The organism is Paenibacillus sp. J22P169 (genome assembly GCF_059691995.1).
In genome coordinates this window covers 43,610-59,857 of record NZ_JCAUAO010000018.1, presented here as the reverse complement: position 1 = coordinate 59,857, position 16,248 = coordinate 43,610, and the positions used below count along the sequence as shown (strand labels likewise).

15 protein-coding genes and 1 rRNA gene are annotated in these 16,248 nt (G+C 45.1%); 15 read left to right on the top strand and 1 reads right to left on the bottom strand.

Features of this window, described 5'->3' with window-relative positions; genetic code table 11:
- The 8 genes from rrf to pssA all read left to right on the top strand — a co-directional run.
- Positions 1–107, top strand: a 5S ribosomal RNA gene (gene rrf, locus AC58QG_RS35590); the annotation flags it as partial.
- A 611-nt stretch (positions 108–718) separates the two neighbouring features.
- The gene (locus AC58QG_RS35585) at positions 719–1,180 is read left to right on the top strand and encodes a CtsR family transcriptional regulator (RefSeq protein WP_056618373.1); all 462 of its coding nucleotides are present in this window, start codon (positions 719–721) and stop codon (positions 1,178–1,180) included.
- A gap of 13 nt (positions 1,181–1,193) precedes the next feature.
- A complete protein-coding gene (gene mcsA, locus AC58QG_RS35580; RefSeq protein WP_056618372.1) occupies positions 1,194–1,700 on the top strand; it encodes a protein-arginine kinase activator protein McsA in 507 nt (168 codons plus the stop codon).
- 23 nt (positions 1,701–1,723) lie between these two features.
- A complete protein-coding gene (mcsB, locus tag AC58QG_RS35575; RefSeq protein WP_497366680.1) occupies positions 1,724–2,785 on the top strand; it encodes a protein-arginine kinase McsB in 1,062 nt (353 codons plus the stop codon).
- A gap of 187 nt (positions 2,786–2,972) precedes the next feature.
- Positions 2,973–5,417, top strand: coding sequence for an ATP-dependent protease ATP-binding subunit ClpC (clpC, locus tag AC58QG_RS35570; RefSeq protein WP_497366679.1), 2,445 nt, complete (start codon positions 2,973–2,975; stop codon positions 5,415–5,417).
- Positions 5,418–5,571: 154 nt separating this feature from the next.
- Positions 5,572–6,939 carry a DNA repair protein RadA gene (radA, locus tag AC58QG_RS35565; RefSeq protein WP_056618365.1) on the top strand — a complete coding sequence of 456 codons (1,368 nt, stop codon included), beginning with the start codon at positions 5,572–5,574 and terminating at the stop codon, positions 6,937–6,939.
- Positions 6,940–6,978: 39 nt separating this feature from the next.
- Positions 6,979–8,058, top strand: coding sequence for a DNA integrity scanning diadenylate cyclase DisA (gene disA / locus AC58QG_RS35560; RefSeq protein ID WP_497366682.1), 1,080 nt, complete (start codon positions 6,979–6,981; stop codon positions 8,056–8,058).
- A gap of 85 nt (positions 8,059–8,143) precedes the next feature.
- A complete protein-coding gene (gene pssA / locus AC58QG_RS35555; protein ID WP_497366678.1) occupies positions 8,144–8,902 on the top strand; it encodes a CDP-diacylglycerol--serine O-phosphatidyltransferase in 759 nt (252 codons plus the stop codon).
- A gap of 78 nt (positions 8,903–8,980) precedes the next feature.
- On the opposite strand, the gene AC58QG_RS35550 is transcribed toward pssA, so the two are convergent.
- Positions 8,981–9,376: a nucleoside triphosphate pyrophosphohydrolase family protein gene (locus AC58QG_RS35550; RefSeq protein WP_065858819.1), complete on the bottom strand. Its 396-nt coding sequence runs from the start codon at positions 9,374–9,376 to the stop codon at positions 8,981–8,983.
- Positions 9,377–9,529: 153 nt separating this feature from the next.
- On the opposite strand from AC58QG_RS35550, the gene AC58QG_RS35545 reads away from it, so the two are divergent.
- The 7 genes from AC58QG_RS35545 to AC58QG_RS35515 all read left to right on the top strand — a co-directional run bounded on the left by AC58QG_RS35545 (position 9,530) and on the right by AC58QG_RS35515 (position 16,210).
- Positions 9,530–10,597, top strand: a complete 1,068-nt coding sequence (locus AC58QG_RS35545; RefSeq protein WP_497366677.1) for a PIN/TRAM domain-containing protein — start codon at positions 9,530–9,532, stop codon at positions 10,595–10,597.
- A gap of 102 nt (positions 10,598–10,699) precedes the next feature.
- Positions 10,700–11,407: a 2-C-methyl-D-erythritol 4-phosphate cytidylyltransferase gene (gene ispD / locus AC58QG_RS35540; RefSeq protein WP_497366676.1), complete on the top strand. Its 708-nt coding sequence runs from the start codon at positions 10,700–10,702 to the stop codon at positions 11,405–11,407.
- Complete coding sequence (gene ispF / locus AC58QG_RS35535) at positions 11,404–11,889, top strand: 2-C-methyl-D-erythritol 2,4-cyclodiphosphate synthase (protein ID WP_497366675.1); 486 nt, start codon at positions 11,404–11,406, stop codon at positions 11,887–11,889. The genes ispD and ispF overlap by 4 nt, the downstream gene beginning before the upstream one ends.
- A gap of 39 nt (positions 11,890–11,928) precedes the next feature.
- Positions 11,929–13,383: a glutamate--tRNA ligase gene (gltX, locus tag AC58QG_RS35530; protein ID WP_497366674.1), complete on the top strand. Its 1,455-nt coding sequence runs from the start codon at positions 11,929–11,931 to the stop codon at positions 13,381–13,383.
- A 342-nt stretch (positions 13,384–13,725) separates the two neighbouring features.
- Positions 13,726–14,382, top strand: coding sequence for a serine O-acetyltransferase (cysE, locus tag AC58QG_RS35525; protein ID WP_497366673.1), 657 nt, complete (start codon positions 13,726–13,728; stop codon positions 14,380–14,382).
- A complete protein-coding gene (cysS, locus tag AC58QG_RS35520) occupies positions 14,379–15,779 on the top strand; it encodes a cysteine--tRNA ligase (protein ID WP_497366672.1) in 1,401 nt (466 codons plus the stop codon). The genes cysE and cysS overlap by 4 nt, the downstream gene beginning before the upstream one ends.
- Positions 15,776–16,210, top strand: a complete 435-nt coding sequence (locus tag AC58QG_RS35515; protein WP_497366681.1) for a Mini-ribonuclease 3 — start codon at positions 15,776–15,778, stop codon at positions 16,208–16,210. The genes cysS and AC58QG_RS35515 overlap by 4 nt, the downstream gene beginning before the upstream one ends.
- Positions 16,211–16,248 lie beyond the last annotated feature (38 nt).

Genomic DNA, 16,248 nt, shown 5'->3' with positions numbered 1-16,248 from the left:
ATGGCGGAAGGGATCCACGCGTTCCCATCTCGAACACGACCGTTAAGCCTTCCAGCGTCGATGGTACTTGAACCGCAGGGTTCTGGGAGAGTAGAACGTTGCCAAGCAACTGAAAGAGCCTTACTTGGAGAATTCCAGGTAAGGCTCTTTTTTTGCATTCATCTTAGGGATGCCCGAGTTAAGGCACCCCCCATCCTACATAACGATTAACTGCATATACTACAGTTAATTTGTTGGATTTGCCCTGAAAAACCGAATTAGATGGAAAACCTCCATCTAATATCATCTGAACTCGCCATCTCAACCGTTTTAGCCCAAAGTAACTGTACAAAATCCATTAATTTTGATGAAAGTGGTAAGATCAGCAAAAATAACTGTGTAAAATCGATTTAGTTGTATCGATTCATGATACGCTTCTGGCTTTTGTCTCAATCCGTAAAGGCGAGGAGCAGGTGAGTAATTAAGATAGTTGCAGATATACATCAAATTGCCCTCCTTATTATGTAAGTCGAGTATTATCAACAGTTTTTATTAAATTACTTTCGAATAAATCCCTAGGTAAGGTCAACAATAGTAAGGTTCACATAAGGCTATCGGAATCGTGGGGGAGACATTTTAGGGGCAGTACTTGTCAAAAAGAAAGGAAATGATTATAATTTAGTTAAGGTCAAAGAAAGTCAAAGTCAATTTACTTCTAGAAATCTGGGAGGCCGAATTGATGCGCAATGTATCAGAAATTATTGAACAGTACTTAAAGCACGTCCTGCAACAAAGTACGGAAGGGGCTATCGAGATTCAACGGAACGATTTAGCAGACCAGTTTCAATGCGTGCCTTCTCAAATCAATTATGTCATCAGTACAAGGTTCACCTTGGAAAAAGGCTATGTGGTGGAGAGTAAACGCGGCGGTGGCGGCTATATTCGGATTCAGAAGATCGAGCTCAAGAGTCATGGATCAATTCTAGATCATATCTTCCGTACGATTCATACCCACATTGATCAAGTCACCTCAGAGGGGCTCATTTATCAATTGCAAGAGGGGCATTATATTTCCACCAGAGAAGCTAACCTGATTCGGGCAGCGATATCCAGAGATGTATTGACCTTTAAACTCCCGCTGCGCGATGAAATTCGGGCCAAGATTCTTAAAGCAATGCTGATATCCTTGCTTAGCAGATAAGGAGGCAGATGGAATGGTTTGTCAGGAATGCGGGAAACGACCGGCGACTCTTCACTTCACCAAGATAGTGAATGGAGACAAGAACGAGTTCCACATTTGTGAGAATTGTGCCCGCGAGAAGGGCGAGATGATTCCAGGAACATCGAACGGCTTTTCGATTCACAATTTACTATCAGGCTTACTTGATTTTGAACCATTGTCCGCGGCAAAGTCTCAGGCTATCCGCTGTGATAACTGCGGTCTTACGTATTCGCAATTCAGTAAATTAGGTCGGTTTGGTTGTGGGTCCTGTTATCAAAGTTTCTCGGTCAAATTAGACCCTCTTTTCAAGCGAGTGCATGGGAATATCGTTCATGTTGGGAAAGTTCCCAAGCGAAGTGGCGGTATCATTCAAAGCAAGCGTGAGATCGATCTTTTGAAGAAAGATATGATGACCTGTATCGAGAGCGAAGAATTCGAGCAGGCTGCCCAGATACGTGACCAAATTCGTGAGATTGAAAAGAAAATTGCGGGTATGTAAGTTTGTAAGGGAGTGTGAATCCAGTGACATTACAGCGGTTTACAGGAGATGCTTTGAGTGAATGGATGAAGGGTGAAGGGCCAGAGTCGGATATTGTCATAAGCAGTCGAATCCGAATTGCGCGTAACCTGAGAGACTATCCATATCCCATGCTCGCGACCAATCAACAATCACAGGAAGTGCTGGAACAGTTATCTGGTGTTCTTGAGAATGATGAGTTGGAAACGATAAGCAACTTCTCGCTCATTCCACTCGCGGAGCTGAATGAGCTCGAGCGAATGGTGCTAGTGGAGAAACATTTAATTAGTCCTAATTTAGCTAACGAATCCAGGAATGGTGCCGTTATTTTAAGCGATAATGAATCAATTAGTATTATGATCAATGAAGAGGATCATCTTCGCATACAATGTTTATGTCCTGGTTTCCAGATTAAAGAGGTTTGGGATCTGGCGAACCAGATTGATGATATTTTTGAAACACAGATGGATTATGGATACGATGAAAAAAGAGGCTATCTAACGAGCTGTCCGACTAATGTCGGAACTGGGATTAGAGCATCTGTTATGATGCATCTCCCCGCGCTAGTGCTTAGTCAGCAAATTAATCGTATTTTATCCGCAGTTACACAAGTTGGGTTGACGGTTAGAGGATTATATGGGGAAGGTAGCGAAGCTTTAGGTAATCTATTCCAAATCTCTAATCAAATTACGTTAGGTCAATCGGAAGAAGAGATTATTGATAATTTATATAGTGTGGCAAGGCAAATTATAGAGCATGAACGTGCCGCCAGACATAAGCTATTACAAGAGTCTAGAATGCGGATTATTGATCGTGTGAATCGGTCCCTTGGTATTCTATCCTATGCTGGGATTATAGACTCTAAGGAAGCGGCACAGCGATTGTCAGATGTACGATTGGGGATCGACGTGGGTATCATCAATAATGTATCCTCTCACGTTCTCAATGAACTGCTTGTTATGACGCAACCTGGTTTTCTTCAACAATATGCGGGTGAGAAGCTGAATGCGGAAGAGCGAGACATGCGGCGGGCCGAACTGATTCGCGAGAAATTTGGCAGGGTATAAGAAGAAAGAAGTGAGAAAACCTCTATCGGGCCATTCAGAGATGAGCGACCGCGTTTAGAGGTAGGTAGGTTTTATCGCCAATTAGAAAGATGTTTTCGTGAACCGAAAACTTATACTTTCTAATGTGGTAAGGTAAGAATCATCCTTTAGGAATTCCATAGATATACTACTTTTGGAGGTGTTCGCTATGATGTTTGGCAGATTTACGGAACGTGCGCAGAAGGTGCTTTCTCTTGCCCAAGAGGAGGCTGTTCGATTAGGACATAACAATATTGGAACAGAGCACATTTTACTAGGACTTATTCGTGAAGGTGAAGGCATTGCTGCTAAAGCACTCGTTGCGCTCGGCCTTGGTCTTGAGAAAATTCAAGATGAAGTCGAATCTCTAATTGGCAGAGGGCAAGAGCAACCGACCAACATCGCGTATACACCTAGAGCTAAGAAAGTGATTGAACTTTCGATGGATGAAGCGAGAAAATTAGGTCACACGTATGTGGGGACTGAACATATTTTGCTCGGACTGATTCGTGAGGGTGAGGGTGTAGCTGCAAGAGTTCTTAATAATCTTGGGGTTTCCTTGAACAAAGCACGTCAGCAGGTTCTGCAGCTTCTAGGCAGTAGTGAAACAGTCTCGCCTAGCCATGGAACCAATCCTAATGTGAACACGCCTACATTGGATGGACTGGCAAGAGATTTGACCGCCTACGCTAAGGAGGGGCATTTGGACCCTGTAATCGGCCGTAGCAAAGAGATTGAGCGTGTGATTCAAGTGTTGAGCCGTAGAACTAAAAACAATCCTGTACTGATTGGTGAACCTGGGGTTGGTAAAACAGCAATTGCTGAAGGCCTTGCACAAAAGATCATTAACAATGAAATTCCTGAAACGTTGAAAGATAAACGCGTTATGACCCTTGATATGGGCTCTGTTGTTGCAGGAACGAAGTATCGCGGTGAATTCGAGGATCGTCTCAAAAAGATCATGGATGAAATCCGCCAAGCGGGCAATATCGTCTTGTTCATTGATGAGCTTCATACATTGATTGGTGCTGGTGGAGCGGAAGGCGCTATTGATGCCTCTAACATCCTAAAGCCGGCTCTTGCTAGAGGAGAGCTGCAATGTATTGGAGCTACAACACTTGATGAGTACCGCAAATACATTGAGAAAGATGCTGCACTTGAGCGTCGTTTCCAACCGATTACAGTAGACCAACCTTCACCAGAAGAAGCGGTTCAAATCCTGTATGGTTTGCGTGATCGTTACGAAGCCCATCACCGTGTGAAGATTACTGATGCTGCGATTCAAGAAGCTGTAAAGCTATCCGATCGTTATATCACAGACCGTTTCTTGCCAGATAAAGCGATCGACTTGATCGACGAAGCAAGTTCCAAAGTTAGATTGCGTTCATATACGACACCACCATCATTGAAACAGCTTGAAAGTAAGTTGGAGAATATTCGCAAAGAGAAAGACGCTGCCGTTCAAAGTCAAGAGTTCGAGAAAGCAGCAGGGCTTCGTGATACGGAGCAAAAGCTTCGCGAAGAGCTAGACTCGACGAAGAACGAGTGGAAAGAGAAACAAGGTCGTCTGGATACGGAAGTTACGCCGGATGACATCGCGCAAATCGTAGCGAGCTGGACGGGAATTCCGGTTAGCAAGCTTGCTGAAGAAGAAACAGATCGCTTGCTCAAGATGGAAGATATCCTTCATGAACGCGTCATTGGACAAGAAGAAGCGGTTAAAGCCGTGAGTCGTGCGATCCGCCGCGCAAGAGCAGGTTTGAAGGATCCGAAGCGTCCGATGGGGTCCTTTATCTTCCTTGGACCAACGGGTGTTGGTAAAACCGAGCTTGCACGCGCGTTAGCAGAATCCCTCTTCGGAGATGACAATGCCGTTGTTCGTATCGATATGTCCGAGTATATGGAGAAGCATTCAACTTCCCGTTTAGTAGGGGCGCCTCCAGGATATGTGGGTTATGAAGAAGGTGGTCAGCTTACAGAGAAAGTCCGCCGCAAACCTTACTCTGTCGTCCTCCTCGATGAAATTGAGAAGGCGCATCCAGAAGTGTTCAACATCCTGTTGCAAGTGTTAGAGGATGGTCGTTTAACGGATTCCAAAGGTCGTACCGTTGATTTCCGTAACACGCTAATCATTATGACTTCCAACGTCGGCGCGGACATGATTAAGAAAAACTCCTCGCTTGGCTTCACAGCTGCATTGGATGCTGGAAGAGACTATACGAATATGAAAGACAAGGTTATGGGCGAGTTGAAGAAAAGCTTCCGTCCTGAGTTCCTTAACAGGATCGATGAAATCATCGTATTCCACTCTTTAGATGAAGCACACATTGCACAAATCGTTACCTTAATGGCTGATGATCTGCGCAAGCGTCTGAAAGAGCAAGAGGTTGATTTCTTGTTAACGGATAAAGCGAAGATGTTCCTGGCCAAGGAAGGATTTGATCCAACCTATGGTGCGCGTCCATTGCGCAGAGCGATTCAAAAGCATATCGAAGATCGCTTGTCGGAAGAATTGCTGAGAGGCAATATTTCCAAAGGTGATTCACTCACGATTGATGAGAATGAAGGTGAGTTAATTGTCCTGAAGGGCGAAGGCGTTTCATTAGCGAAGTAAGAGAAAGTGAAGAAGCATTTCACTTCATCCGATGAGGGTGGAGTGAGATGCTTTTTATTTCTTTCGGCACTTTCATGAGAAACATAAAAATGGTAAACTTTATTGGTAAGGATAACCAAAAAGGATATCCCCATGTTAAGGAGCAATTTCTTCTATGAGTAAACAAAAAACTAAATTTAGCTGTCAAGAATGTGGCTATGATTCACCGAAATGGATGGGCAAATGCCCAGGATGTCAGTCTTGGAATACGATGGTGGAAGAAATTGAAACAGTCGTTCGTACGCAGGGTATGACATCTTCAATCCCCAAAACGAAAGAAAAAGCGATTCCCATCATACATATAGAAAGCAGCTCTGAACCGAGAGTTGTCACAAGCAACAAAGAATTAAATCGTGTCCTAGGCGGAGGCATTGTCCCTGGGTCACTCATCCTCGTTGGTGGAGATCCTGGTATTGGGAAATCAACCTTGCTTTTGCAAACGTCCTTCGAACTCACACAAGCCCAGCAAAAAGTCCTTTATATATCAGGAGAAGAATCGATTAAGCAGACGAAGCTTCGCGCCGATCGGTTAAATGCTTCCTCTCCGCTGCTATATGTATTATGTGAGACGAATCTCGAACTTATCGAGGAAGCTATCCAAGAAACGAATCCTGATTTTCTGGTGATCGATTCGATCCAAACGGTATTTCACCCAGCGATTACTTCGGCACCTGGAACCGTATCGCAGGTTCGGGAATGCACAGGCCATTTTATGAGAATAGCTAAGGGTAAGGGAATTGCAACGGTCCTAGTCGGGCATGTGACGAAGGAAGGGGCAATAGCGGGGCCTAGAATGCTGGAGCATATGGTTGATTGTGTGCTCTACTTTGAAGGGGAACGACATCATTCCTATCGTGTGTTAAGAGCGGTGAAGAACCGTTTTGGCTCGACAAATGAAATCGGTATCTTTGAAATGCAAGAGGTTGGGCTCGTAGAAGTCAATAATCCATCTGAGCTATTTCTATCAGAAAGACCGCTTGGTGTGGCTGGTTCTGCCGTTGTAGCTAGTATGGAGGGGACGCGTCCCGTCTTAGTGGAGATTCAAGCACTCGTCTCCTCGACGAACTTCCCTTCCCCAAGAAGGATGGCGACGGGTGTTGATCACAATCGTCTCTCCTTAATTATCGCAGTATTAGAGAAACGGATGGGCATGTTCTTACAAAATCAAGATGCTTATCTCAACGTGGCAGGTGGAATCAAGCTGGATGAACCAGCTGTGGACTTGGCGATCGCCATTAGTATCGCATCCAGTTTCCGAGATCAACCGACGCAGCCTTTTGATGTTGTGTTCGGAGAAATCGGCTTAACAGGAGAAGTCCGCGGCGTATCTCGGATTGATCAACGTGTGAAGGAAGCAGAGAAGCTTGGTTTCCGTAGAGTGATTATGCCTGAGAAAAGTTTGAAGGGGTGGACACATCCGAAAGGGATGGAGATTATTGGGGTAAACACGGTGGCAGAGGCATTGAAAGCAGCACTGGGTTAACGTGAGTTCTGCAAGCTATAAGCCTTCAGGAGGAAAATGATGAGTAAAGAAGAGATGAAACGAGATGTGATGAGCCAATTGCTCCAATTGGTAGCACCTGGTACGCCATTTCGTGATGGTTTGGAGAATGTCTTACGCGCCAAAACAGGTGGACTGATTGTTGTAGGTTTCAGTTCCGAGGTAACTGAAATCGTGGATGGTGGGTTCTCCATAAATTGCGACTTTTCACCTAACTATTTGTATGAGCTTGCCAAAATGGATGGTGCCATAATTCTCAGCGAGGACATCAAGCGTATCCTCTATGCGAACACACAGCTAATTCCGGATTCGTCGATTGCCTCGTCCGAAACGGGGATTAGACATCGAACAGCGGAGCGTGTGGCGAAGCAAACGAATAAATTAGTCGTTTCCATTTCACAGCGGCGGAATGTCATTACGCTTTATCAAGGTAATTTAAGATATGCGCTGAAAGATATTGGTGTCATTCTGACCAAAGCAAACCAAGCGATCCAAACGTTGGAGAGATACAAGGTTGTGTTGGATCAGTCCCTTACGAATCTGAGTGCATCAGAATTTGAGGAGTTAGTCACCCTTCATGATATTACCAATGTCATTGCTAGATTTGAGATGGTTTTACGCATCAAGGCTGAAATTAATCGTTATATTAACGAACTTGGCAATGAGGGACGCTTAATTAGCATGCAATTAGAAGAACTTGTTGGGAATGCGGAACTTGAGGCGCGTTTGCTCGTAAAAGATTATGTAAGAGAATTATCCGAGGAAAGAGTCAAGGAGATGCAGGCTGGTTTGAAGCGTCTGTCATCTGATGAGCTGCTTGAGCCCCAGCAAATTATTCGCTTGCTTGGGTATTCTCATACCAATTCGATTGCTGAAGAGCCGGTTTCCCCACGTGGCTTCCGCATTTTAGGCAAAATTCCGCGGTTACCATCGATCATTATTGGTAATCTAGTGGAGAAGTTTGGCTACTTGCCACACATGATGATGGCGACGATCGAAGAATTGGATGAAGTTGACGGAATCGGAGAAGTGAGAGCCCGCGCCATTAAGGAAGGTCTCAAAAGAATTCAGGAACAAGTGTTCATTGACAGACATATTTAAAGTGGATACAATCATAAAGTATCATTGTTGAGGTTTCATGAAGTCAAGTTTAGGGTATAGTAAATCCAGAGGTGGACAAAAACATATGTTAACGAAATCAATTCCCAGTCTCTTTACAGTAGGGAACTTATTCCTAGGCGTACTATCGATTATCTTAGCCTTCAGTGGAGAACATGGCATCGCTGCTGTGCTTGTCATTGTCGCAATGCTATTAGATGGACTCGATGGACGTGTTGCGCGAGCGTTGAACGCTCAAAGTGAGTTCGGTAAAGAATTAGACTCCTTATCCGATGTTATTTCTTTCGGTGTCGCTCCTGCTTTTATCATGTATGTAGTTGCATTTAACGACCCTACCGTCATTAGTCCAGCATTTGCTTGGATAGTAACAGCGATCTTCCCGATCTGTGGAGCGCTGCGGTTAGCTCGATTCAATGTTGTTGCCGGTACGCCTGGCTATTTCATCGGTTTACCGATTCCAGCAGCAGGCGGTGTTCTTTGTACATTAGCTTTATTCGTGAACGATATCAACGTATATGTACTTCTTGTAAGTACAGTTCTATTGTCATACTTAATGGTCAGCACAGTGAAATATCCGAATTTCAAAAAAGCGGGTATTCCTAAAGCAGCGATTTGGATTACACCAATTATCGTTGCAGCCGCAATTTTGATTGCGATCAAATGGCCAGAATCCATTTCCAAAATGATTTTCGTACCGCTTTTGATGTACGCTCTTTACGGCCTAAAAAAAAACGTTGATGGATACTTCATCCGTCTCCGTAATCTTCGCAGAAAGAACAAAAGACGTGGCGTAGACGATAACAATTCGGTCAAGTCTGACGTTTAAACACATTGTTCGAAAATAAAAAGCATTTATTCTCTCCTGAACCTTCAGGAAGAATAAATGCTTTTTTTGTTTTCATCATCATGACATGTTGAATAGGCCCAGTGTTGTACATTTCTTTGATTCGTTCTCAACGACTTGCTCCAAATTAATATCAAGAATGTTGCTTAGCGCAGACATGTAGAAAAGATTCCTACCTAGTTCGCTACTAACGACCTCAATGCATTGCTCACATAAGTGACCAGATACGTGGGTGCGAAGAACATCCTTAGCCTCATCCAAGGTCATCTCTGGATGATACTCTTGCTTGGCTGCATGAACCTGAATACATCCACATTCAGTAATGGATTTCACCACGGAACGGTTGGCAGCTGCGCCTGACTGTTGAAATTTGGATAAGACATCAAGCAGACTACGGTGACGGAGTAACAATTCGGACACTTGATCTTGAAACTGCTTTAAAGTCAAGGAGCTCATTCCATCCACCTCTGGTTGGTTGGTAACTTCCATTTCATTATAATGGATGCCCTCTAATATTTCAATTTTCCGACTAAAGAAGTGATTAACGTTGCATAAATTGGAACATAATTGTAATAAGGCTCAAAAAAAGTTGATGCAGGAGGTGAATCTGTGATGAAGAAATGGGTACAAATCATTTTGGCCATCATGGGTGGCAGTTTAGGTTATAGGTGGAGCGATTCGTTCCTTTCAACGACGGATGTCATAAGTCAAGCAGGACAAGTATTTTGGATTAATAGTTTATGTGCAGTAGGGATGTTTTTGATTTCCGCGTGGGTAGCGAATGTCGGCATGAATTTGCTGATGAGAGGGGAACGCAATGTCACGGATATTCCCGTGTCGGACTTGCTTTCCGGTACTCTAGGTCTTGTGATTGGGCTGCTAGTTTCGGTTATGTTATTCCCTGTGCTTGAGCAAGCCAAATGGGCAGGGCCATTCTTACCATTCCTCGTTTCGGCTGTATTGGGCGTTATGGGCTTCCGTATCGGCTACAGCAAGCGGGAAGAGCTCGTGCAGGTCATTGCAAAGAGTCGATCTGGAGGCCCTGAGAAGCAGACGCATCGTCCGTACGAGGAACATAAGATTTTGGATACGAGTGTCATTATCGATGGCCGGATCGCAGATATTTGCAAAACGGGATTTATCGAAGGGACCCTGGTTATTCCGGAGTTCGTTTTGGAAGAGCTGCAGCATATTGCAGACTCGTCAGATTTACTGAAGCGAAACCGTGGTCGTCGCGGACTGGACATTTTGAACAAAATCCAAAAAGAACTTGAAGTGAAGGTCCTCATCTATGAAGGGGATTTCGAAGAAATTGCCGAAGTGGACAGCAAGCTGGTGCGCTTAGCCAAGGTACTTCAAGGGAAAGTGATTACGAACGATTTTAACCTTAATAAAGTGTGTGAACTGCAAGGTGTATCGGTGCTCAATATCAACGATCTTGCGAATGCAGTGAAGCCAGTTGTCCTACCGGGAGAAGAAATTATTGTTCAAGTCATTAAAGACGGCAAGGAACATGGACAAGGTGTAGCTTATCTCGATGATGGTACGATGATCGTAGTCGAAGGCGGACGTGATTTCATCGGTATGACGTTGGAAGTGATGGTAACGAGTGTGCTCCAGACGTCGGCTGGTCGAATGATTTTTGCGAAACCAAAACTATTGGAAAAAGCACAATAAAACCAGTATGATAAGGAGATGTAACATAGCTCTTTCAAGTTGACTTGGGCCTATGCTTACGAAGAAAGCTTTCGCCTTTGAAAGCGCCAAGTTGGAGGACTTATGGGGAAGCTAGGGGTTATTATTGTAGCAGCGGGCAAGGGTTCGCGCATGGGTACAGCAGAAAGCAAACAATACCTGCAACTGGGACAGAAGCCAATTCTGGTACATACCTTGCAATTATTTCAAAACATACATGAAGTGGATGAGATTGTTCTCGTTGTTGGTGCAGATGATGTGAGTCGCTGTAATGGCTATCTCACGAGTTATGCACTTACCAAGGTAACGAGCGTGCTAGCAGGAGGCGCAGAGCGTCAAGATTCCGTTAGACGTGGTCTTCATGCCTTGCAAGTGGGAACAGAATGGGTGCTTGTGCATGACGGTGTTCGCCCTTTCGTGAAAAAAGAACATATGTTCGAGTGTCTTGAAAAGGCACAAGAAGTAGGGGCAGCTGTCCTAGCCGTTCCCGTCAAGGATACAATTAAGGTTGTGGATGCAGCGGATAAGCGCATTCAATCAACACCGGACAGACGAAGCTTGTGGGCCATCCAAACGCCGCAGGCTTTTCGTCTTTCTCTCCTACGGGAGGCGCATGAGAAGGCCTTGGAGGCCAAGTTTATGGGGACTGATGATGCGAGTTTAGTGGAGCGTTTAGGCGCTGCGGTGCATGTGGTAGAAGGGGACTATTATAATATTAAAATTACGACCCCTGAAGATTTACCTTGGGCTGATTGGATTTTACATAACGTAAGGGGAGAGGATTGCATATGATTCGTGTAGGAAATGGATTTGATGTTCATCAATTGGTAGAAGGCCGTAAATGCATTATTGGAGGCGTAACGATTCCATATGAAAAAGGGTTGCTGGGGCACTCCGATGCGGATGTGCTGTTGCACGCGATTAGTGATGCGATCTTAGGCGCACTAGGTCTTGGCGATATCGGGAAGCATTTCCCGGATACAGCTGCCGAGTATAAAGATGCGGATAGCTTAGTCTTGTTGAAGCGGGTATGGCAATTAGCGAAGGAGAAGGGCTACAAATTGGGGAACGCAGATTCCACGATTATCGCTCAGAAACCGAAGATGCTGCCGTATATTCCGCAAATGGTAGATATTATTGCTGCTGCGTTAGAAGCAGAGCCAGATCAAGTGAACGTGAAAGCGACAACGACAGAACAGCTTGGGTTTGCGGGGCGAGGCGAGGGAATCGCGGCACAATCGGTTGTTTGTTTAATTCGTGATGTGATAAAATAGCAGATATTCATGCATGGAAGAAGAAAAGGGGATACTACTATGAGTCAGCCTTTACGCGTGCGTTATGCACCTAGTCCGACTGGACATTTACATATTGGCGGTGCCCGTACGGCACTGTTTGATTATTTATTAGCTCGCAAGGGTGGCGGCGCATTTGTTGTGCGCTTTGAAGATACGGATCAAACCCGTCACAAGGAGTCTGGCGTCGAAGATCAGTTGAATGGTCTGAGATGGCTTGGCCTTGAATGGGATGAGAGTGTGGATATCGGCGGCCCTTACGGCCCTTACCGTCAGATGGAGAGACTTGATATCTACAAGACCTACCTCGATAAACTGCTGCAAAGTGGTCACGCCTATGGCTGCTATTGCTCTGAAGCGGATCTAGAGCAAGAGCGCGCTGAGCAAGAGGCTAGCGGGGAAATGGGCGGATACTCCGGCAAATGCCGTAACTTGACGCCTGAGCAAATCGCTGCGTATCAAGCTGAAGGTCGTGTGCCTTCAACGCGTTTCCGTGTTCCTGCAGATCGCATCATTGCAATAGAAGATAAAGTACGCGAACATGTGGAGTTCGATTCCAATGGGATTGGCGATTTCATTATTGCACGTCCGGACGGGATCCCGACTTACAACTTTGCTGTTATTGTGGATGACTACACGATGAAAATCAGCTTGGTTATTCGTGGTGAAGAGCATCTATCTAATACGCCGAGACAAATCCTGATGTATGAAGCGCTGGATATGCCAATTCCTGAGTTCGCGCATTTATCTTTGATTTTGAATCCCGATCGTAAGAAGATGAGCAAACGGGATGAGTCCATCATTCAGTTTATTGAGCAGTACAAAGAGCTTGGTTACTTGCCGGAAGCGGTGCTGAACTTTATCGCGCTGCTAGGTTGGTCTCCTGGCGGGGAAGAAGAGATGTTCACGAAGGAAGAATTGATCGCGCAGTTTGATCTGGATCGTGTATCCAAGAGTCCTGCTGTGTTTGATATGGATAAATTGAATTGGATGAACAATGCGTATCTGAAAAAGGCTCCGCTTTCCCGCGTTGTGGATTTGTGCTTGCCGCATTTGCGCAAAGCTGGGTACATCCAAGGTGACTTGGATGCAACAGCACAAGCGTGGGTGGAGGCATTAGTTAGCCTCAATCAAGAAAGAATGCGCTTCGCGGCTGAGATCGTGGAATTGTCTAGCCTCTTCTTCATAGAAGAACTGGTCATCGACGAGGAAGCATCGGCCGTATTGAAAGAAGAGCATGTCCCTGTCGTTTTGACGAGCTTCTTAGCTCAAGTCGAGCAAGCAGAAGCTTTCACGGTTGAAGCGATGCCGGCACTGCTTAAAGCTGTGCAGAAGGAAACAGGCTTCAAAGGGAAGCAATTGTTCATGTCTGTTCGTTCCGCGTTGACAGGTCAAGTCCATGGACCGGATCTGAATGTGTCCCTTTTCCTTCTTGGGAAAGAAAAAGTCGTTTCACGTCTTCAGAGCTTATTGTAAAGCGGGGTTCTTTTCGCTATACTTAACTCAATGAAATACGAAATGCCATGATCAGGAGAGTATGGTTAAGTGAGGATTTGTCAGAGAGGATAATCAAGGCCGTGAGGCTTTGGCTGTGAGTTATCCAATCCTTGTAATCAGAAATGCACCTGGGAGCAGCCGCGCCGAATACTCACCGAGTAGGGTAGGCGCAGCCGGAACACCCACGTTACGGGTTTGAGTTGGGAGACTTCCGAGTCACCAAGCAGAGTGGAACCGCGATTACCACGCCTCTGCAGCCTTAGGGCTGCAGGGGCTTTTTTTATTTCATACCAACATCATCCTAAGCAAGAAGGTGAGCATATGTGGTCAACGATCAAATCTGATATATCCGCCGTATTCGATAACGACCCTGCAGCGCGCAGTTGGTTTGAGGTTGTTTTTACGTATTCGGGACTTCATGCGATTTGGTCGCATCGAATTGGGCATTGGTTTTATACAAAAAGGATGTATACCCTGGCACGTATCGTTTCTCAAATAAGCCGGTTCATGACAGGGATCGAAATCCATCCGGGCGCGACAATCGGTCAAAGATTGTTTATTGACCACGGTATGGGGGTTGTTATCGGGGAAACCTGTGAGATCGGGGATGATGTCATCCTGTATCAAGGAGTAACTTTAGGTGGAACGGGGAAAGAGAAAGGTAAGAGACACCCAACAATTGGTAATAATGTAGTTATTGGTTCTGGTGCCAAAATTCTCGGATCCTTCCTTGTAGGTGAAAACTCACGTATTGGCTCTAATGCGGTTGTTATTCAGGAGGTTCCTTCCAATAGCACAGTCGTCACGATTCCCGCTAAACTTGTGAAGCGAGACGGTGTCCGTGTGAATAGATTGGATCATGGTAATTTGCCCGATCCGATCGTCGATATTTTCCAAGAATTACAGAGTCAAATTAATGACTTGAAATACCAACTTGAAGAAGAACGGAAGAAGAATGGAGAATTGAGGAGAACATGACACTCAAAGTATACAATACGTTAACGCGTAAGAAGGAAGAATTTGTTCCTATTGAGCCTGGTAAAGTGAAGATGTATGTATGTGGCCCAACGGTGTATAACTACATTCATATTGGTAACGGCCGGCCTGTTATATTTTTCGACGTTGTTCGTCGTTATTTGGAATCGCAGCAGTATGAAGTCACGTATATCACGAACTTTACCGATGTGGATGATAAAATGATTCGAAAAGCCGAGGAAATGGCGGTTTCCGTGCCAGAGCTAGCCGAAACGTTCATCGCGGCATTCTTAGAAGATATCCAATCCTTGGGTGTTCATGATGCTACGCTGAATCCGCGTGTAACAGAGAATATTCAAGAAATCATCGACTTCATTGCTGCGCTTGTGGAGAAAGATTTCGCATACGAAGCGCGCGGCGATGTGTATTATAGAACGTCGAAATTCACGGATTACGGCAAGCTCTCTAAGCAAAATCTGGAAGAACTTCAGCACGGAATTCGTATTGAGGTGGATGAGCGTAAAGAGAATCCTCAGGACTTTGTCCTATGGAAAGCTGCGAAGCCAGGTGAGATTTATTGGGATAGCCCTTGGGGCCAAGGCCGTCCAGGCTGGCATATTGAATGCTCCGCCATGGTGCGTAAATACTTGGGCGAAACCATTGATATTCATGGCGGCGGGCAAGACTTAACATTCCCTCACCATGAATGTGAGATTGCTCAAACCGAGGCGGTAACAGGTCATCCAATGGCCAATTATTGGCTGCACAACGCGTTCCTTAATATCGACAATGAGAAAATGTCGAAATCACTCGGAAACGGTATTTTAATCCGAGATCTCGTTAAACAAATTAAACCGGAAGTATTCCGTTTCTTTATGTTATCCGCGCACTACCGGAATCCGCTAAATTTCAGCGATGAAAGCTTGAAGCAAGCGGCGAATGCGTTGGAACGGATTCAGAATGCGTACGATAATATGAAGCACCGCCTTGCTACTGCATCTGCGACAGGTGAAGTTGAAGCTGCAATTGCAGATAAATTGCAGGCGATTTCGAACCAATTCGTAGATAAAATGAATGATGACTTCAATACGCCGGATGCGATTACCGCGGTATTCGATCTCGTTGCGGAAGCGAACTTGTACCTGCAACAGGAGCGGGTCAATGCGGATGCATTGAAGCTATACATGGCGCAGTTAGAGGCATTCGATGTAACGCTGGGCATTCTTTCACAACAAGCCGATGAATTGCTGGATGAGGAGATCGAACAACTGATCATTGAACGTACGGAGTCGCGTAAATCGAAGAATTGGGCACGCGCGGATGAAATTCGTGATTTGCTAACAGAGAAGGGGATATTCCTTGAAGATACACCACAAGGTATACGTTGGCGCCGCAAATGAGTGAACAGAATCAGGATTTTGCTAACCTATTTGCTTTCCCGCCTTCAAAAAGTCCGAATTTATTAAATCCGCTTGTGTTGGCGTATATTGGGGATGCTGTGTATGAAGTCTACATCCGGCAATATGTCATATCTGGAGCTAACCATCGCCCGAACCACTTGCATAAAGCTTCTACGGGATTTGTCTCTGCCAAAGCGCAGTCCAAATTGTTGACTGCTTTGATGCCCACGCTAACAGAAGAAGAAGTAGACATCGTGAAGCGGGGGCGTAACGCCAAGTCAGGAACAACAGCCAAAAACGCGGATGTGCTGGAATATCGGCACAGCACCGCGTTTGAGTGCTTAATCGGATATTTATATTACAAACAATCTTTTGAGCGATTGAAAGAGATATTAGACTTCGCCATCACGCATGATCAGAAGCAGAAATAGAACAGGAAATAGACAAGCATTCGCACGTACTTTTAGGA

What these genes read in the sequence shown, in the direction of transcription:
- AC58QG_RS35585 (WP_056618373.1), top strand. Translation starts at nt 719, where the DNA reads ATGCGCAATGTATCAGAAATTATTGAACAGTACTTAAAGCACGTCCTG.
- mcsA (WP_056618372.1), top strand. Translation starts at nt 1,194, where the DNA reads ATGGTTTGTCAGGAATGCGGGAAACGACCGGCGACTCTTCACTTCACC.
- clpC (WP_497366679.1), top strand. Translation starts at nt 2,973, where the DNA reads ATGATGTTTGGCAGATTTACGGAACGTGCGCAGAAGGTGCTTTCTCTT.
- radA (WP_056618365.1), top strand. Translation starts at nt 5,572, where the DNA reads ATGAGTAAACAAAAAACTAAATTTAGCTGTCAAGAATGTGGCTATGAT.
- disA (WP_497366682.1), top strand. Translation starts at nt 6,979, where the DNA reads ATGAGTAAAGAAGAGATGAAACGAGATGTGATGAGCCAATTGCTCCAA.
- pssA (WP_497366678.1), top strand. Translation starts at nt 8,144, where the DNA reads ATGTTAACGAAATCAATTCCCAGTCTCTTTACAGTAGGGAACTTATTC.
- AC58QG_RS35550 (WP_065858819.1), bottom strand. Translation starts at nt 9,376, where the DNA reads ATGAGCTCCTTGACTTTAAAGCAGTTTCAAGATCAAGTGTCCGAATTG.
- ispD (WP_497366676.1), top strand. Translation starts at nt 10,700, where the DNA reads ATGGGGAAGCTAGGGGTTATTATTGTAGCAGCGGGCAAGGGTTCGCGC.
- ispF (WP_497366675.1), top strand. Translation starts at nt 11,404, where the DNA reads ATGATTCGTGTAGGAAATGGATTTGATGTTCATCAATTGGTAGAAGGC.
- gltX (WP_497366674.1), top strand. Translation starts at nt 11,929, where the DNA reads ATGAGTCAGCCTTTACGCGTGCGTTATGCACCTAGTCCGACTGGACAT.
- cysE (WP_497366673.1), top strand. Translation starts at nt 13,726, where the DNA reads ATGTGGTCAACGATCAAATCTGATATATCCGCCGTATTCGATAACGAC.
- cysS (WP_497366672.1), top strand. Translation starts at nt 14,379, where the DNA reads ATGACACTCAAAGTATACAATACGTTAACGCGTAAGAAGGAAGAATTT.
- AC58QG_RS35515 (WP_497366681.1), top strand. Translation starts at nt 15,776, where the DNA reads ATGAGTGAACAGAATCAGGATTTTGCTAACCTATTTGCTTTCCCGCCT.